14 protein-coding genes are annotated in these 13,275 nt (G+C 36.9%); 4 read left to right on the forward strand and 10 right to left on the reverse strand.

Going from position 1 to position 13,275, the window contains the following annotated elements; genetic code table 11:
* Nucleotides 1–3 precede the first annotated feature (3 nt).
* The 3 genes from ACOCEA_RS10000 to ACOCEA_RS10010 are packed head-to-tail and all read left to right on the forward strand — an operon-like array spanning nucleotide 4 to nucleotide 1,902.
* On the forward strand, nucleotides 4–816 hold the full coding sequence (locus ACOCEA_RS10000; protein ID WP_420756091.1) for a Rossmann-like and DUF2520 domain-containing protein: 813 nt from the start codon (nucleotides 4–6) through the stop codon (nucleotides 814–816).
* Complete coding sequence (locus tag ACOCEA_RS10005; RefSeq protein WP_420756227.1) at nucleotides 800–1,327, forward strand: KdsC family phosphatase; 528 nt, start codon at nucleotides 800–802, stop codon at nucleotides 1,325–1,327. Before ACOCEA_RS10000 ends, ACOCEA_RS10005 begins: the two co-directional genes overlap by 17 nt.
* Before the next feature lie 2 nt (nucleotides 1,328–1,329).
* Nucleotides 1,330–1,902 (forward strand): Maf family nucleotide pyrophosphatase, encoded by a 573-nt coding sequence (locus ACOCEA_RS10010; protein WP_420756092.1) that lies wholly within the window; start codon nucleotides 1,330–1,332, stop codon nucleotides 1,900–1,902.
* Here ACOCEA_RS10010 and ACOCEA_RS10015 read toward each other — a convergent pair.
* Nucleotides 1,892–2,452: a Maf family nucleotide pyrophosphatase gene (locus ACOCEA_RS10015; protein ID WP_420756093.1), complete on the reverse strand. Its 561-nt coding sequence runs from the start codon at nucleotides 2,450–2,452 to the stop codon at nucleotides 1,892–1,894. The two genes, ACOCEA_RS10010 and ACOCEA_RS10015, sit on opposite strands and share 11 nt — an antisense overlap.
* A gap of 2 nt (nucleotides 2,453–2,454) precedes the next feature.
* Entirely contained in the window at nucleotides 2,455–4,146 is a 1,692-nt protein-coding gene (locus ACOCEA_RS10020; RefSeq protein ID WP_420756094.1) for a recombinase family protein, read from the reverse strand.
* A gap of 685 nt (nucleotides 4,147–4,831) precedes the next feature.
* On the opposite strand from ACOCEA_RS10020, the gene ACOCEA_RS10025 reads away from it, so the two are divergent.
* Entirely contained in the window at nucleotides 4,832–5,410 is a 579-nt protein-coding gene (locus ACOCEA_RS10025) for a recombinase family protein (RefSeq protein ID WP_420756095.1), read from the forward strand.
* Here ACOCEA_RS10025 and ACOCEA_RS10030 read toward each other — a convergent pair whose 3' ends face one another.
* The 8 genes from ACOCEA_RS10030 to ACOCEA_RS10065 all read right to left on the reverse strand — a co-directional run bounded on the left by ACOCEA_RS10030 (nucleotide 5,411) and on the right by ACOCEA_RS10065 (nucleotide 13,272).
* On the reverse strand, nucleotides 5,411–5,674 hold the full coding sequence (locus ACOCEA_RS10030) for a hypothetical protein (protein ID WP_420756096.1): 264 nt from the start codon (nucleotides 5,672–5,674) through the stop codon (nucleotides 5,411–5,413).
* Nucleotides 5,675–5,810: 136 nt separating this feature from the next.
* Nucleotides 5,811–6,161: a hypothetical protein gene (locus tag ACOCEA_RS10035; RefSeq protein ID WP_420756097.1), complete on the reverse strand. Its 351-nt coding sequence runs from the start codon at nucleotides 6,159–6,161 to the stop codon at nucleotides 5,811–5,813.
* Between the two features lie 389 nt (nucleotides 6,162–6,550).
* A complete protein-coding gene (locus tag ACOCEA_RS10040; RefSeq protein WP_420756098.1) occupies nucleotides 6,551–6,916 on the reverse strand; it encodes a hypothetical protein in 366 nt (121 codons plus the stop codon).
* A 2-nt stretch (nucleotides 6,917–6,918) separates the two neighbouring features.
* Complete coding sequence (locus ACOCEA_RS10045) at nucleotides 6,919–7,449, reverse strand: hypothetical protein (protein WP_420756099.1); 531 nt, start codon at nucleotides 7,447–7,449, stop codon at nucleotides 6,919–6,921.
* A gap of 144 nt (nucleotides 7,450–7,593) precedes the next feature.
* Nucleotides 7,594–8,460, reverse strand: a complete 867-nt coding sequence (locus tag ACOCEA_RS10050) for a hypothetical protein (protein ID WP_420756100.1) — start codon at nucleotides 8,458–8,460, stop codon at nucleotides 7,594–7,596.
* A gap of 417 nt (nucleotides 8,461–8,877) precedes the next feature.
* Complete coding sequence (locus ACOCEA_RS10055; protein ID WP_420756101.1) at nucleotides 8,878–9,369, reverse strand: hypothetical protein; 492 nt, start codon at nucleotides 9,367–9,369, stop codon at nucleotides 8,878–8,880.
* 98 nt (nucleotides 9,370–9,467) lie between these two features.
* Nucleotides 9,468–12,815, reverse strand: coding sequence for a DEAD/DEAH box helicase (locus ACOCEA_RS10060; RefSeq protein ID WP_420756102.1), 3,348 nt, complete (start codon nucleotides 12,813–12,815; stop codon nucleotides 9,468–9,470).
* A gap of 97 nt (nucleotides 12,816–12,912) precedes the next feature.
* Nucleotides 12,913–13,272 carry a hypothetical protein gene (locus ACOCEA_RS10065; RefSeq protein ID WP_420756103.1) on the reverse strand — a complete coding sequence of 120 codons (360 nt, stop codon included), beginning with the start codon at nucleotides 13,270–13,272 and terminating at the stop codon, nucleotides 12,913–12,915.
* Nucleotides 13,273–13,275 lie beyond the last annotated feature (3 nt).

Below are 13,275 nucleotides of genomic sequence, written 5' to 3' on the forward strand. Positions count from 1 at the left end.
ATTATGTTAATTTTCAGCCAACTTACTGCATATTATTCTTTGTATTTTCGCAAAATGATTTCCATTGTTATCCTTGGGACAGGAAATGTTGCCCAAAATTTGTTCGAGGCACTTCATAAAAAAGATGAAGTAAAAGTTCTTGCGGTGGCTGGAAGAAATACCGATGCCTTAAACTATTTTAGTAACAGAACTGAAGTATTTACAGATTGGACCCATTTACCAAAAGCGGATGTTTACTTAATGGCTATTAAGGACGACGTAATTCATGAAGTTTCAGAAAAACTTACGCTTGACGGTCTATTAGTGCATACCTCTGGTGCCGTACCTATGGATGCTCTTTCCAAACATTCACATACAGGTGTATTTTATCCACTACAAAGTTTTACAAGCGGAAAAATACTAGACTTTAAAACTATTCCTATTTGTGTTGAGGCAACTAGTGAAAAGGATTTAAATTTATTAAAATATGTAGCATCAACTATTAGTAATACTGTGGAGCATATTGACTCCAACCAACGTAAGGCACTACATGTATCTGCAGTTTTTACAAATAATTTCACCAACTATTTATATGGTATAGGAAAACAAATCTGTGAAGAGTATACCATTGATTTCTCATTGCTGAAACCCTTGATGAAAGAGACGGTTGATAAACTAGATGTTTTAACGCCTGAACAAGCCCAAACAGGTCCAGCAAGAAGAGGAGACCGAAAAACGCTGCATTCTCATTTGCAATTATTGAATGATAAAAAACACAGAGAGATATATAAATTACTAAGTAATGCAATTAAAGCACACTATGGAAAAAAGTTATAAAGAGTATTTAAGTAATATTACCACCTTTGTTTTTGATGTTGATGGGGTCTTGACCGATGGTACCGTAATGATAACCACCGATGGCGAATTATTGCGAAAAATGAACATAAAGGATGGTTACGCCTTAAAAGTAGCTATAAGTAAAGGATACAATGTATGTATTATTACCGGCGGCACCAATGAGGGTGTTAAAAAGCGCTTACAGGGATTGGGAATAACAGATATTTACCTTGGAGCGCACCACAAGATTGATGCACTGGATGAATATCTGGATATTTATGGTATTGACGCCAAAGCGGTACTATATATGGGCGATGATATACCAGATATACCCCCAATGCAAATTGTTGGTATGGCTACTTGTCCGCAAAATGCCACGCCAGAGGTAAAAACCAACTGCCATTATATTTCTCCTATAAATGGTGGTGCAGGATGCGTTAGGGATGTCATAGAGCAGGTTTTAAAAGTACGTGGCGATTGGATGAACCACTTTAGTGCTGCAAACGATTAATTATGCTTTTAGACAAACTAAAAGGATACCAGATTATTTTAGCATCAGGCTCCCCCAGACGAAAGCAATTCTTTAAGGATTTAAATATTGATGTTGTAATTAAGGTTAATCCCGTTGATGAAATTTATCCCGAGCATTTACAAGCAGCGGAAATATCGGATTATTTAGCAAAATTAAAAGCATCCGTATTTAAGGGCACATTAAGGACGAATGATATATTGATTACCTCAGACACAGTGGTGTGGTATAAAAACGAATCATTGGCCAAAGCCTCAAACAAAAATGAAGCCACCCAAATGCTACTAAAACTATCTGGGGATTGGCACGAAGTAATCACTTCGGTTTGTTTTACGACCGAAGATAAAGAAATTGTAAAAAACCACTCCACTAAGGTGAAGTTTAAAACGCTAACAGAAGAGGAAATCAACTATTATATAGAAAATTTTAAGCCTTTTGATAAAGCTGGAGCTTATGGTATACAAGAATGGATTGGTTTAATTGGTGTTGAAGAAATTAAGGGATCCTATACTAATGTAAATGACTCAAACTATATATCTAATTCGTTTAGCTGCTAAATTCTTTTAAGGTATTGTAGACTAAAGAGGTCGGCATACCCACGACATTGTGATAAGACCCGTTGATTTCTTTAACACCTACTAACCCTATCCACTCCTGTATGCCATAAGCCCCAGCCTTATCGTAAGGTTCATAATTATCTACGTAATAGACTATCATTTCCTCTGTAAGCTCGCAAAAAGTTACTTCTGTGGTTTGATTTACTACCTTTTGCTGGTCTAAAGTAGTAAAGCAGACTGAGGTTATTACTTCGTGAGTGCTATTGCTCAGTTTCCTTAACATATCTATGGCCTCCTCCCTATCGGAAGCTTTAGCCAATGACTCCCCTTTATGCCATACTACCGTATCGGAGGTCAGGAGTATCTCTCCTTGCTTCAAAGTTGGTTTTATGGGCTGAGCCTTCAACTTTGCCAGATAATCTGATATATCAGCTCCCTTTAAGTCCTCAGGATAAATCTCCTCGACATCTGCTGTCCTTATCTCAAACTCTATACCCATCGATTTGAGCAACTCCTGTCTACGTGGAGATTTTGAGCCTAGTATTACCATAATTATTGAAATAGTATTTCAGTTACTCTCGTGTTCCTATCCTCATAAAGCGTACCGTCCTTTTTTGTCAGTAAGGAGGGTGTATAGTTATCCTTTGGTACTTTGTCAACATGGCCTTTTATCAAATCTCCAGAGACATAAGAGGTTTTGAGTATTTCCTTATGTGTCTTTAATAGCTCAGGCTCCTTGTGCCACCATTTCAATTTGTCGGAGGCTCTGTCAAAACTTTTTATCAACCCTTTGCCTGTAATATAAAGAATAGCTCTATCCCTTGACATTATATATCCTTTTGTATTGTTTACGTAATATGACATTTTCAGGCCGTGAGCCTTAAATTTAATGTCTATCCTCATAGGCAGGTCATTGCCCCATATATCAATACTAAGTATAAACTTTTGGGCTATTTCCTTTTTTAAACTGTTTGGCAGGGTAGCTGCTTCGGTTAACTTTAGGTCGGTAAGATCTGGATTATCAAAACCTTTTAGCTCCTCCTCCAAGTCTCTAATTTTAGCCATTGCGGTGGTACGCTCCCTCTCTATCCTCTCAGAAATTTTGGTTAAAGCGGTCATTGATACAGCACCTTTGACCATAAGGTCAGCTTGTCTTTCCTCTTGTCTGTCGAGATCAAGTAGTTTCGCCCTATACTCCCCTATTCTACTTTCAAGAATCTCCAGCTCTTCATTATTGGCTACCACCTCTTCAACTTCTTTAGGAAACTGTACGGTCAACAGAAACCAAACAAAGTCCTCTATATACGTCTGCCTTATGTTCCTACTCTTACACTCATTGTTATGCTCCCTTCTTGTGGTACACTCATAATAAGGTTTTTTCGTGAACGTACCCAAATATCTGCCTTCGCACTCCCTACAGTTTATAAGTCCATTGAGATAAAACCTGTCTCTCTGCGGTTTTCCCTTTTGAACATAGTGCTTTTTAACTGTCTCCCTAGCCTTTTGGTAAGTCTCCTTATCAATAATTTGGGGCATAGGTACTAGCGTACCGTTGAACTTGCGCTCCCCTAGATACAGTCTCTTTTTAAGAATTTTGTTGAGTGTGGATTTAGCCCATTTGCTGCCCTCTGGAGGATTAATGCCCAATTTGTTTAGCTTTTTGATTATTGACGGGGTCGTTTCCCCGTTCGCTGACCAGTTGTAAATCATCCGTATTACCTCAGCATGCTCTGCATGGGGTACATATTTGTTATCCTTGTCCACGTCATATCCATAAGGGGTCTTCCCATGGGCCTTGCCCTCCTTTGCGTTGTCGGATAATACCTTTTTGGTCTGGTAGCTTTGTAGCTCTCTTTGATAACTATTTATTGCCGTCAGTATAGATGACTGTAAGAAGTTACTTGGGTCGTCCCAGTCGGTCTCTTTATCTCCAAAAACTACACTTGTCTTATGTTTTCTTGCTAGGTCTGCAAAGAGATGAAAGGTCATACTGTTCCTTTCCAACCTGTTCTGGTTTCTCATCCAAACAGTAGAGATTTTACCAGTTGCAATGTCCCTCATCATTTTGTCAAGTTCCGGCCTGTCCTTAATGTCAGCTCCCCCACTTATCCCATGCCCCTCGTTATATATTTCAAGCTTCTTGAAACCGTTGGCCTTTGCAAAATCCCGTCCCTCTCTTATTTGGTTCTCCAGAGAGTTGCTTTCCTCGTCGTTAACCGACAGTCTTGTATAAATTGCTAGCATAAATTAGATACATGGGTCAATAATAGGGTAAATGTAATTATACCACTATCATATTGCAAGTAATTATTCTTCATTTGGATGAAATGCCTGTAAAATATGGTATCCGACAGGTCATAGTTAAGGCTGAATTTGCATTACGGCTTACATATATCAAGCAAATAGCCGTCATAGGTTAGGATATATAACCAATAGGCATATAATTGTTATAAAATGAAATAATATAACATAAATTGTTATATTTCAACACTTTGTTATAATATTACCGATTTGTTATATTTATAACATTTCTATTAAATGGGTGTAGTTGTACAAATCACGCACAAAAAAGCCTTGAGGGGGTGGGGGTATCAAAAAATCGGCCACTGTTAGAACCTCCTTTAAGAAGGCTAATTACTTTTGTAAAATATATATAAATTTGCAAAATATTTCTCTCACCAAAACCTCTGGTAATGCCCGTTATCATTGGCCTGCTAGAGTTTTGCCAAGTTCGGATTTCCCACGGACAATTTTTGGAATTACAGAGGTAAATCTTACCCTACTTTAGCTTGAAATAAATCATAGTTTGTACCACTATCAAGGTATACCTTATAATTGTACAGTATAAATACCTCCTTTCATCGAAAAAATGGGTTGATAATTGTACACGTCCAGAATTGTACATACATTACCTATCTAAATCTTACTTATGAAAGCAAAGTATATAAGGGTCTCCACAACGGAGCAGAATACGGACAGGCAAAAAGAGGGCGGTTATAAGCTGTACATTGACAAAGTTAGTGGCTCTGTACCTTTTAATAAGAGACCTCAGGCCATTAAGCTATTAAATGATGGATCAATAAAGGAGGTATACGTACAGTCTATAGATAGGTTAGGTCGTAATACCATGGACATACTTTCAACTATCAAAGAGTTCACGTCTAAGGGCATTAATGTTGTCTCCCAAAAGGAGGGTCTTAGTACTCTTGTAGATGGCAAGGAGAGTCCCACCTCTAAAATGGTTCTATCCATTATGGCTACCTTATCAGAGTTTGAGCTTAGTACCATTAAAGAGAGGCAGAGAGAAGGTATTGAGAGAGCTAAGCAGAGAGGAGCTTATAAGGCTAACGGAGGCTCTAAACCTTTATCAGTTAAGGAGCTATTGGCCAAGCCTAAAAACGCCAAATGTGCTAAGGAGCTTAGGTCTGGTGAATCCATTAGAAGAGCTGCTAAACTCTCAGGGGTCTCTCATACAACCGCAATGAAAATAAAGAACGCTATCAGGTAATCACTCCTTTACCCTTGACCATCCATCGACTGGTATGTTCTTATACCTCTCCACGTCCATTATCATTAACCTGTACCGACTGGGATACATATAGCACAACCTAAGATAATGCTCTGTAGCCTCTATATAAAAGCCCTCCATGGACAGGGGCTTGCTGTTCCCTACCATTTTCTGCTTTAAGGCCATATTGTAATTATGCTCCCCAATCTCCCTGAGAAGCTCCTTAATTATCTTCTTGTTATTATTTCTAAACTTAATGGACATAATCCAAAATTATGGATATATTCCAAATTACCAAATAAAAATATACCCCCTAGGACAGTATTTGGAGGTCTCTTCTGTATAGGGAAGCACTCAAAAATTTTAGAGCAATCTGGGACTTTTGGCTACTATTAAATGGTTAATCGGCCTTTGTTGCCTCCCTGTTTTCTAAAATCTCCTTAAACCTAGTTATGAAACTGGCTAGGTCTCCTCTTTCCTTTGACCAAAGCCCGTGATACCTTTTATTGTCCCTCCTGTAATCGTGCAATAGCTTACCGTCCAAATCGGCTAGGAAAATATCCAAGTGCATTTTTAACCAGTACAGCTTATCGTCTGTAAGCTCATCCTTAGCCCGTACCTCCTTAACGATATTTAGCAGCCTACTGGCAATCCTATCCAACGTATGAGGGCTGGGTCTTTTGAGCCTCCACTCCTCGTTTAAATCCTTTCTCATGGTAAAGGCTATCTTTTCAAATTGTTCTAAATCCATCTTTATATAAATATTATTGATTATAATACAAATATATGATAAATAAAATTGATAGTTATCAACCCCTAGAGCTTAGTTATAATACCAATGCCTGTACATACTGTAAATTAAATTGTACAATTTAAGCAATGGATCTTATGCCTTATGTTTGTTGAGGTTGTAAGGGATTTGGCAAGATATTTTGACTGCCCTATTGGAAAAATGAATAGTACACGTTTTAGAAATCGTATAATACTTACTTTCAACACATAAGGTCTTTAAAAGTGTGTACTATTTAATTTCCCATTTTTGTACTTTTCATTTTACGGGATATATAGGTCAAAGACAGTTTTAGAGACCCATTATCAGATAGAGATACGCCCAAAAATTTCAGGTCGATTTTCCACTTTTTACTCCTCGTCAAGAAAATCACCAAAGAACTCTGATGCTCCAGATAATTTGTATTGAATAGACTCGTACAAATCCGGTAGTACGTACTCCTCTGGAAATTGCCACGTAGTATTACCGTTTTTGTCTATAAACTCTAGACGAAAATGGGAAACCCAATCAAATGCGTCCTCGTCATAATAATGTCTAGCTTCATATTTGTAAATCCGTAATTCTTTGGTATTTACCTCTGAGAAATATGCATTCCCTAATAGCCTTTCAAGCCCCTCCAAAGAATTAATTTTAGTTTTCCATACTGACCAAATAATTTCGTCATCCTTGGTCATTTGGTTTAGTTTTAAAATTGTTTTTTGTGCTTGTGCGCTCATAGCTACAATGATTTGTCTTTATTTTTTTTTATATTCTCAATTTGCCTTATAATCCCGTAGATGCCTGAGTAAATATGATAGTTGTCATAATAGGTAGTTGTATACAATCTTTTAGGATACCTTTTGATAAGTTCTTTAAGAGGATGACCTTTTTTAGTCCTATTTTCAAAAGGCTTTGTCAACCTTCTTTTTATAAAGTAGACTAACCGACGGCATTTAATACTTTCCCAAAATCCTAATTTTGTAATTAAATCTTCTAATTCTGAAATGCAGACTCTTAGTTCAGTTTTTATTAAATCGTGGTTGGAGTCGTATTCGTCAAAATACTTATTGAGTGTTGACACCGTATTCTTTAACGCTTTTGAGTGGTGTTTAACTCGGTTGTCAAATATGTAGCTAGATTTAAGTTTGCTCAACTCTGATTTCACGAATAAAGCAACGATTAGAGAAACTACCGTAATAACAAAACCAATTACCTCTAGAACGTTTGCCCAAGTTTCTAAATCCCAATCCTTAAATAACTTATCTACCAATTCTTAATTTATAATCGCAAAACTTCTTAGTTACTAATTTAATAAATCCTAAAGTTAGAAGGTAATTCTTAGGCTAAAATCGAATGTGTTCGGAAAAGAGAAAAGCACTCTATTGAAATGTGAGAATAAGTCAAATGTAAATCTCTAAAATCCTGGCGAATCTTGCCAAACTTTAAAAATAAGACTATCTCCTGCCTTTATCCAACCCTCTTCCTGCTTTAAATCATCATATGGTTTCTCAGCAGTAGGGTCTTGAATATAAGATATGTAGAAATCATGCTTATCCAGATTCTTTAAATTGTCCCCCCATCTCAATATTATGATATTCTTGTTAATTTCAAACGCTTCATATGGCTGAGCATAAATATGATATTGTAATTTGACACTTTCAGGTATTGGAATCGCATCTAATTTAAAAACTATAATTGCAAATTCTTCATCAATTTTTACAACTCTATATTTATTTTCATTAGAACTTCTGAAGGTTTCATTTTTCATACTGTTGAAGAGATTTGACATTTGAATTTTTAATCTATCCAACTCAGTGTTTTGTTCATTTAACAAGTCTATTAGTGTTTTTAAAGAGTCTTTAACAACTGAATTTAACTCTGAGGTTATTTCAATACTTTTTTGAGATTTACTAATTTGGGACTCTACGGTTCTCGAAGTTTCTGAAATTCTATCGGCAGCATTTTTGGCTAAGATGCTGCTTTCCCAACTATTATCTACTCTTGTCTGGATTCTATCTAATATTGGAGTAATTGTTTTAGTAACCTCTTCATCTACAGTTTTATTAACCGTCTTATTTACCTCCGATGAAACTAAATCCTGAATATTATTATAACCTAAATAACCGAATATAACCACTATAATAGAAGCTGCGATAGAATAAATCTTTATTTTTCTAGAATACTTATCTATTAGTCCTGAATCTACATCCTGAATTGCTTTTAGTCTCAGCAAATCATATCTATCCTGTGCAGAAAGTTTTTTACTATTTTTTTTAGACATCAATCATTTTGGATAGGTTAACAGATAATAAATATAATTCTAAATTTAGAGAAAGTATATTTAATCGATTAGAATCCAGTTGGTTTAATATCAAACAATCCTTATAAAATCTTTTCAAAATTGAGATTTGTGCAAGTGTTGTAAGCTATATAACCAGTCTGCAAATGATGTAATATTCACTATAAAAGTTTGCTACATTAATGGTTTGATATGGATTTAGTAGGTTCGTGAACCCAACCCCACAAGCCTCGTTACCGGTAATTTGACCCGAAAACTATAACTAACTGAATTTCTAAGAATTTGCAAATTAGAACTATTCACTAACAAATTAAAACCCCTCCTAAGTTGACCAAGAACTTAAGAGGGGCTATTCAGAGGATTGATAGGATCATTAAGGATTAATTCCCCATATCGATTTTACTCCTCAACTAGTGATACCCTTGTATTATGATCCCCGTGTATTAGTTCTCTAATCGTTTCAAAGACCTCAACACTATTGACATGAAAGTGTAGTATCATATCTCCTTTGCGCTCGATAGGTTTGAAATTGCTTTTAAACTCTGGAAAAGAACGCTCCACTGCATATTGATATTTATGGGGCTGTGAGTCATTAAATGACCTTTTTATTAATTCAACCTTCCAACCTGCGCTCAATGATTGAAAATAGCTGTTCCAATTCTCTTTGAACACATCCGACAATCTAACTAGACTATTAATATATGCTTCATCACAAAATTTGTCGATGTCCATGGGTTCTGCCCTATCCTCTTCTGACATCATACCGTTTACAGTAAGAAATAACTCTTTTTGTGTAAGTACGGCCATTGCGACCTCTTTTGGGTCTAAGGTATCTTTAAAGACCTCAAACCATTTTTTTAATCTGTCCTCAACTCTTAATTTTTTGCTCATAACTCGTTTAGTTTTAATTATTCTTATTCTTTTTTATTTTCATTAATGATTGTTCGAAGGCCTTTTTATCAGCTAGTCTTCTGGCTTTAATTCTTGATTTAGCTAGTAGGTAAATCGACTTTCCTTTTTCTTCTCTTTGCATTTCTTAATTGTTTTTTTCGCAATATTTCTTCGGGTGGATTACCCTCCTCAGGTACTAATAATTCAAGCTGTCTGGTTTTTGTATCCAGAATCCCATCTTGAGTTATTATAAATTCATCCTGTGGACTTGTCTCTAACCCTTGCAGTAAAATCTCAGGCTCTTGCCAACGCTTTTTAAATTTTTCATATAATCCCTCATGGGCATCTTTCCTAACAAAGCGTTTTTCCTTCTGATACCAAACCAGATGGGTAAAGACGGTCAAAAACCTTCTTATTAAAAGCTCTGTATTAGCTCCGTAAATTCTATTCTTGGGGAGTTTATGGGTTCTCCAAAGCTTTCTAAATTCTGCAATGGTCAATGTATCGACCTCCTTTATCGAGCTAAGTATACTTTCCAGTTCCTTTTTCTCTTTAAAGTCATTCTCATCTATTGGTTGTTTTAAGGTCAAGGCAAGTTTTAAATACATACCCTTTTTGTATAGCTCAGAACTACTCTCCAAAAGCCCGTATTTGTCAAACATTTGTGAAAACGGCTCTTGATTATGCCTTCGCATCAATAGATAAAACTTGACCACCTGCATGAAATGCTCTAGGTTTCTTTTATCCGAAACAAAACTTTCAAAGTCCTCCTCTGGAGCAATCCATTGACCGTATTCATTAGCATCAGTTATCATTATCAAGTCCTCACTTCTACCAGTACTTGCATTGAACATGGCGGTTAAAAGCTCCAGCCATCTCTCCCTAACGATATAGGTCTTTCTCTCTTTTAGTGGCTTGCCTGTAAGAGTATCCTTGTTTTCAAGTTTGATATTCTCCTTTATATAGTCGGAGTCAATAACTACCTCTATATTGTAGTTCTCCAAAAGGAACTCATTAAAATCATAAATACTCAGACCCCTAAAGAAGTTCGTACTCTCCTCATAAGCCAATAAAAGCTCGTTTAGCCTATTATCCCCAACGGTCAAATAGTCAAAAGACAAAATACTTTTATAGGTACTGTCGCCTCCTGACCTTTCGTTAATTATAGAGTTCATTTCATCCCTTACCTCAATAAAGTCATCCATGTACTCTGAGACGTACTCCCCTCTCCTTACCTTGACATAGTGATATATTTTCAAGTCGGGTCTTGGGTTTCTCAATCGTGCTGAAAATTGTTTTAAAGGCTCAGGTCTAAGTACTGGACTAGGATCAACAAATACCACCTGAGTAAAGTCATCATTTTTGATGCTGACGCCCTCATCAATTAAAGGACTGGTCAGTACAATCTTAATCTCATTATTGAATACATCATCCTCAACAAGCCTCTTCCAGTCTTCCCCTCTCTTATCTGCTCCAGTCAATACGAGTACCTCATTTTCCTTATAACCTTGAGTCAAGACTAGCCACTCCTTTAACTGATATAGACCCTTGGTTGCAACAACCCTATAAATAACCTTGTCGGTATCTTTTACCACAGCATTTAACTGGTGCTGCATTACTATTTTCTGGGCGTTTCTCCCATCAAAACGCTGAGTAATCTCCATTCTGGGAGTATCGCTCTTTAATTTGAGCATATAGTACCCTAAAGGTTTTAAAAGGCTTAGAGGTGTACCGGTCATCCCTATGAGCTTGGTGTCTGGATTTGCTTCAAGGTAGCTTTCCAGCCTACCATACAACTTAGCTATTGACCCCTTACGGTAATCATTGGTCAGGATTAGACTATGAAGTTCATCTAATACTATATAGTCAAAGACATTGTCCGTACTCTTCAAAACCTTAGGAGCCTGAGGATACGTTGCTACAACTATTTGCATGTAATGTGCATCCATAAATTGCTGCTCCTTCACGTTCCCGAAGAGCTTAATGATGCTCTTGTGGCCTTTGCCTGCTTGAGATGCAATACCCCTCAAGGGAACAATTAAAAGCATTCTAGCCCCTTCCCTGTGTTTGTCCAGACCATGTATAATAGAATAGGTCTTACCTGTAGAAGTATCGGACGTTACGGCCAACCTTGGGTGTTTGTCCGCTATATCAAATATCTCGGCTAATCTGTTACTCACAAAGCCATTTAATGGTAGTATCTCATCCTGAGGTACTGTTAAGTCCTTAAGCCCTAGGTAAGCCCTGTAAGTGTCCCTTAAATCTTCTGGTATATTGGCCTCCCTAAAAAACTTGTACTTATCGGAAAGGCTTAAGCCTTCTAACTTATCCGTTACAATACATACATCATTCTCATGATCTATTAGCTCAACCTCCTTTTTCAATTTGTCATAATTAGGCTCAATGGACTTATAGCCATCTGCTTTTAGATGGGTCAAAGCCTCCAGATGGGTATAGTTATTTGCTGCCCTAAAGAGGTCATAAGGCGTAAAAGCCTTTTTTGACATTAGGTCTGGCTGTCTCAGCTCGTTGGCAAATGTTGATGAGTTGGCAATATATACACCGTCCTTGACCTCTCCAGAGGTAGAGTTGACGCTATTGTTGTATCTCCATCTATTACCGTTTACATGGGTAAAATTACAGGCAGGTAAAAAGTCCTCCGGTGAATGGTTTCTGTTGAACTGTGCAAATATTGACCCCTCGTTAATATAACCTGAGCTTCTCCTGTTTTTACCTGTTATTGGAAGGGGCTCTTTCTTGACCACTTTTTTAAAGCCTATAGGTATAGGCTTATAGTTTGGTTCAATTTTTTCTTTCTGATGTGCTGCAAACCTAATCTGTCTATAAGCACCTTGAGAGTAATCAAAAATTACTTTGACCTTCGTTTTCTCAAATATCATTGAGGTCATATAGTCAAAGATTTTATCCGCTATGTCCTTAAACTCACCTCGCTCCTCATAATTGAGGTTCTCCAGCTCAGGCACATAGAGAAAGCCCCATAAACCTAAAGCAGAGGAGGATTTACCCATCATTAAGGAGTACTGCTTAAGGACTTGTATTACGTTAGCCCTGTCTGCTTTTCTATGGTTTTTTAAAAAGGAATTGTCCTTTGCGTCAATATCCCATGCTAGGGCGCAACTTTTGATTGTCTTGTATTGACCGCTCGTACCTCCCTCATATTTGCCAGTGAGAAAAGCTTCTTGTCTTTTTTCAGTTCCCTTTTGGATTGAATTAGTGTAGTCTACTAAACCTTTTAGGTCATAATAACCATAAACGCCATCTAATGGATATTCCATCAAGTCCTCATAAGCGTTTTTGTCCCAAAAATCTATACCATTACTGTAATGGGGTTCAATTCTGGTAAATACAAAATTGTCCTCTACTTGTTCAGGAGGATGCTCGAATATCTCATAAAATGTCTTTTTAATTTCAAATGTCTTTCCCATCTAACTCAAATTATCAGAAAAAGGATTTATTTGCCATCCAACCAACAGAAAAGCCCAGTACTCCGACTTTGATAGTTTTTTGGCTTTGTCCTTAATTCTAAATTTTGCTCTCATAAATAATGAGGTTGTCCAATGAGCAGTTATTTAGGTCACCGTCTCTATAGGATACCTCATACCTAAATCCTTGTTTTATTTCATAGAAGGACTCTATCATCATATAAGCAACGCTCCTTGAGTATCTCTTTCCGTCTTTGGTCAAATGAATCCTTAGGGAGTTGTTGTTAAAATGATTGTAGGGCTTGATGGTCTTTGATTTTCTGGTATGAAGGTTTCCATCCGTTATAAAGGAACGCTCCTTAGCCCTAATCTGACCCTGTATCGATATTTCGTAAGCTTCGAAATTTGTCAGGGTTCTCCAGCCTTCTGACCCCGTTGATTTTGCTTCTATTTTTCTCATAAC

It is taken from the genome of Maribacter luteocoastalis (genome assembly GCF_048890225.1).
In the GTDB taxonomy this organism is placed as follows: Bacteria; Bacteroidota; Bacteroidia; order Flavobacteriales; family Flavobacteriaceae; genus Maribacter; species Maribacter luteocoastalis.

Coding starts and splice junctions, on each gene's coding strand:
- ACOCEA_RS10020 (WP_420756094.1), bottom strand. CDS start 4,146: ATGCTAGCAATTTATACAAGACTGTCGGTTAACGACGAGGAAAGCAAC.
- ACOCEA_RS10035 (WP_420756097.1), bottom strand. CDS start 6,161: ATGGATTTAGAACAATTTGAAAAGATAGCCTTTACCATGAGAAAGGAT.
- ACOCEA_RS10010 (WP_420756092.1), top strand. CDS start 1,330: ATGCTTTTAGACAAACTAAAAGGATACCAGATTATTTTAGCATCAGGC.
- ACOCEA_RS10015 (WP_420756093.1), bottom strand. CDS start 2,452: ATGGTAATACTAGGCTCAAAATCTCCACGTAGACAGGAGTTGCTCAAA.
- ACOCEA_RS10050 (WP_420756100.1), bottom strand. CDS start 8,460: ATGTCTAAAAAAAATAGTAAAAAACTTTCTGCACAGGATAGATATGAT.
- ACOCEA_RS10055 (WP_420756101.1), bottom strand. CDS start 9,369: ATGAGCAAAAAATTAAGAGTTGAGGACAGATTAAAAAAATGGTTTGAG.
- ACOCEA_RS10060 (WP_420756102.1), bottom strand. CDS start 12,815: ATGGGAAAGACATTTGAAATTAAAAAGACATTTTATGAGATATTCGAG.
- ACOCEA_RS10040 (WP_420756098.1), bottom strand. CDS start 6,916: ATGAGCGCACAAGCACAAAAAACAATTTTAAAACTAAACCAAATGACC.
- ACOCEA_RS10025 (WP_420756095.1), top strand. CDS start 4,832: ATGAAAGCAAAGTATATAAGGGTCTCCACAACGGAGCAGAATACGGAC.
- ACOCEA_RS10005 (WP_420756227.1), top strand. CDS start 800: ATGGAAAAAAGTTATAAAGAGTATTTAAGTAATATTACCACCTTTGTT.
- ACOCEA_RS10065 (WP_420756103.1), bottom strand. CDS start 13,272: ATGAGAAAAATAGAAGCAAAATCAACGGGGTCAGAAGGCTGGAGAACC.
- ACOCEA_RS10030 (WP_420756096.1), bottom strand. CDS start 5,674: ATGTCCATTAAGTTTAGAAATAATAACAAGAAGATAATTAAGGAGCTT.
- ACOCEA_RS10000 (WP_420756091.1), top strand. CDS start 4: ATGTTAATTTTCAGCCAACTTACTGCATATTATTCTTTGTATTTTCGC.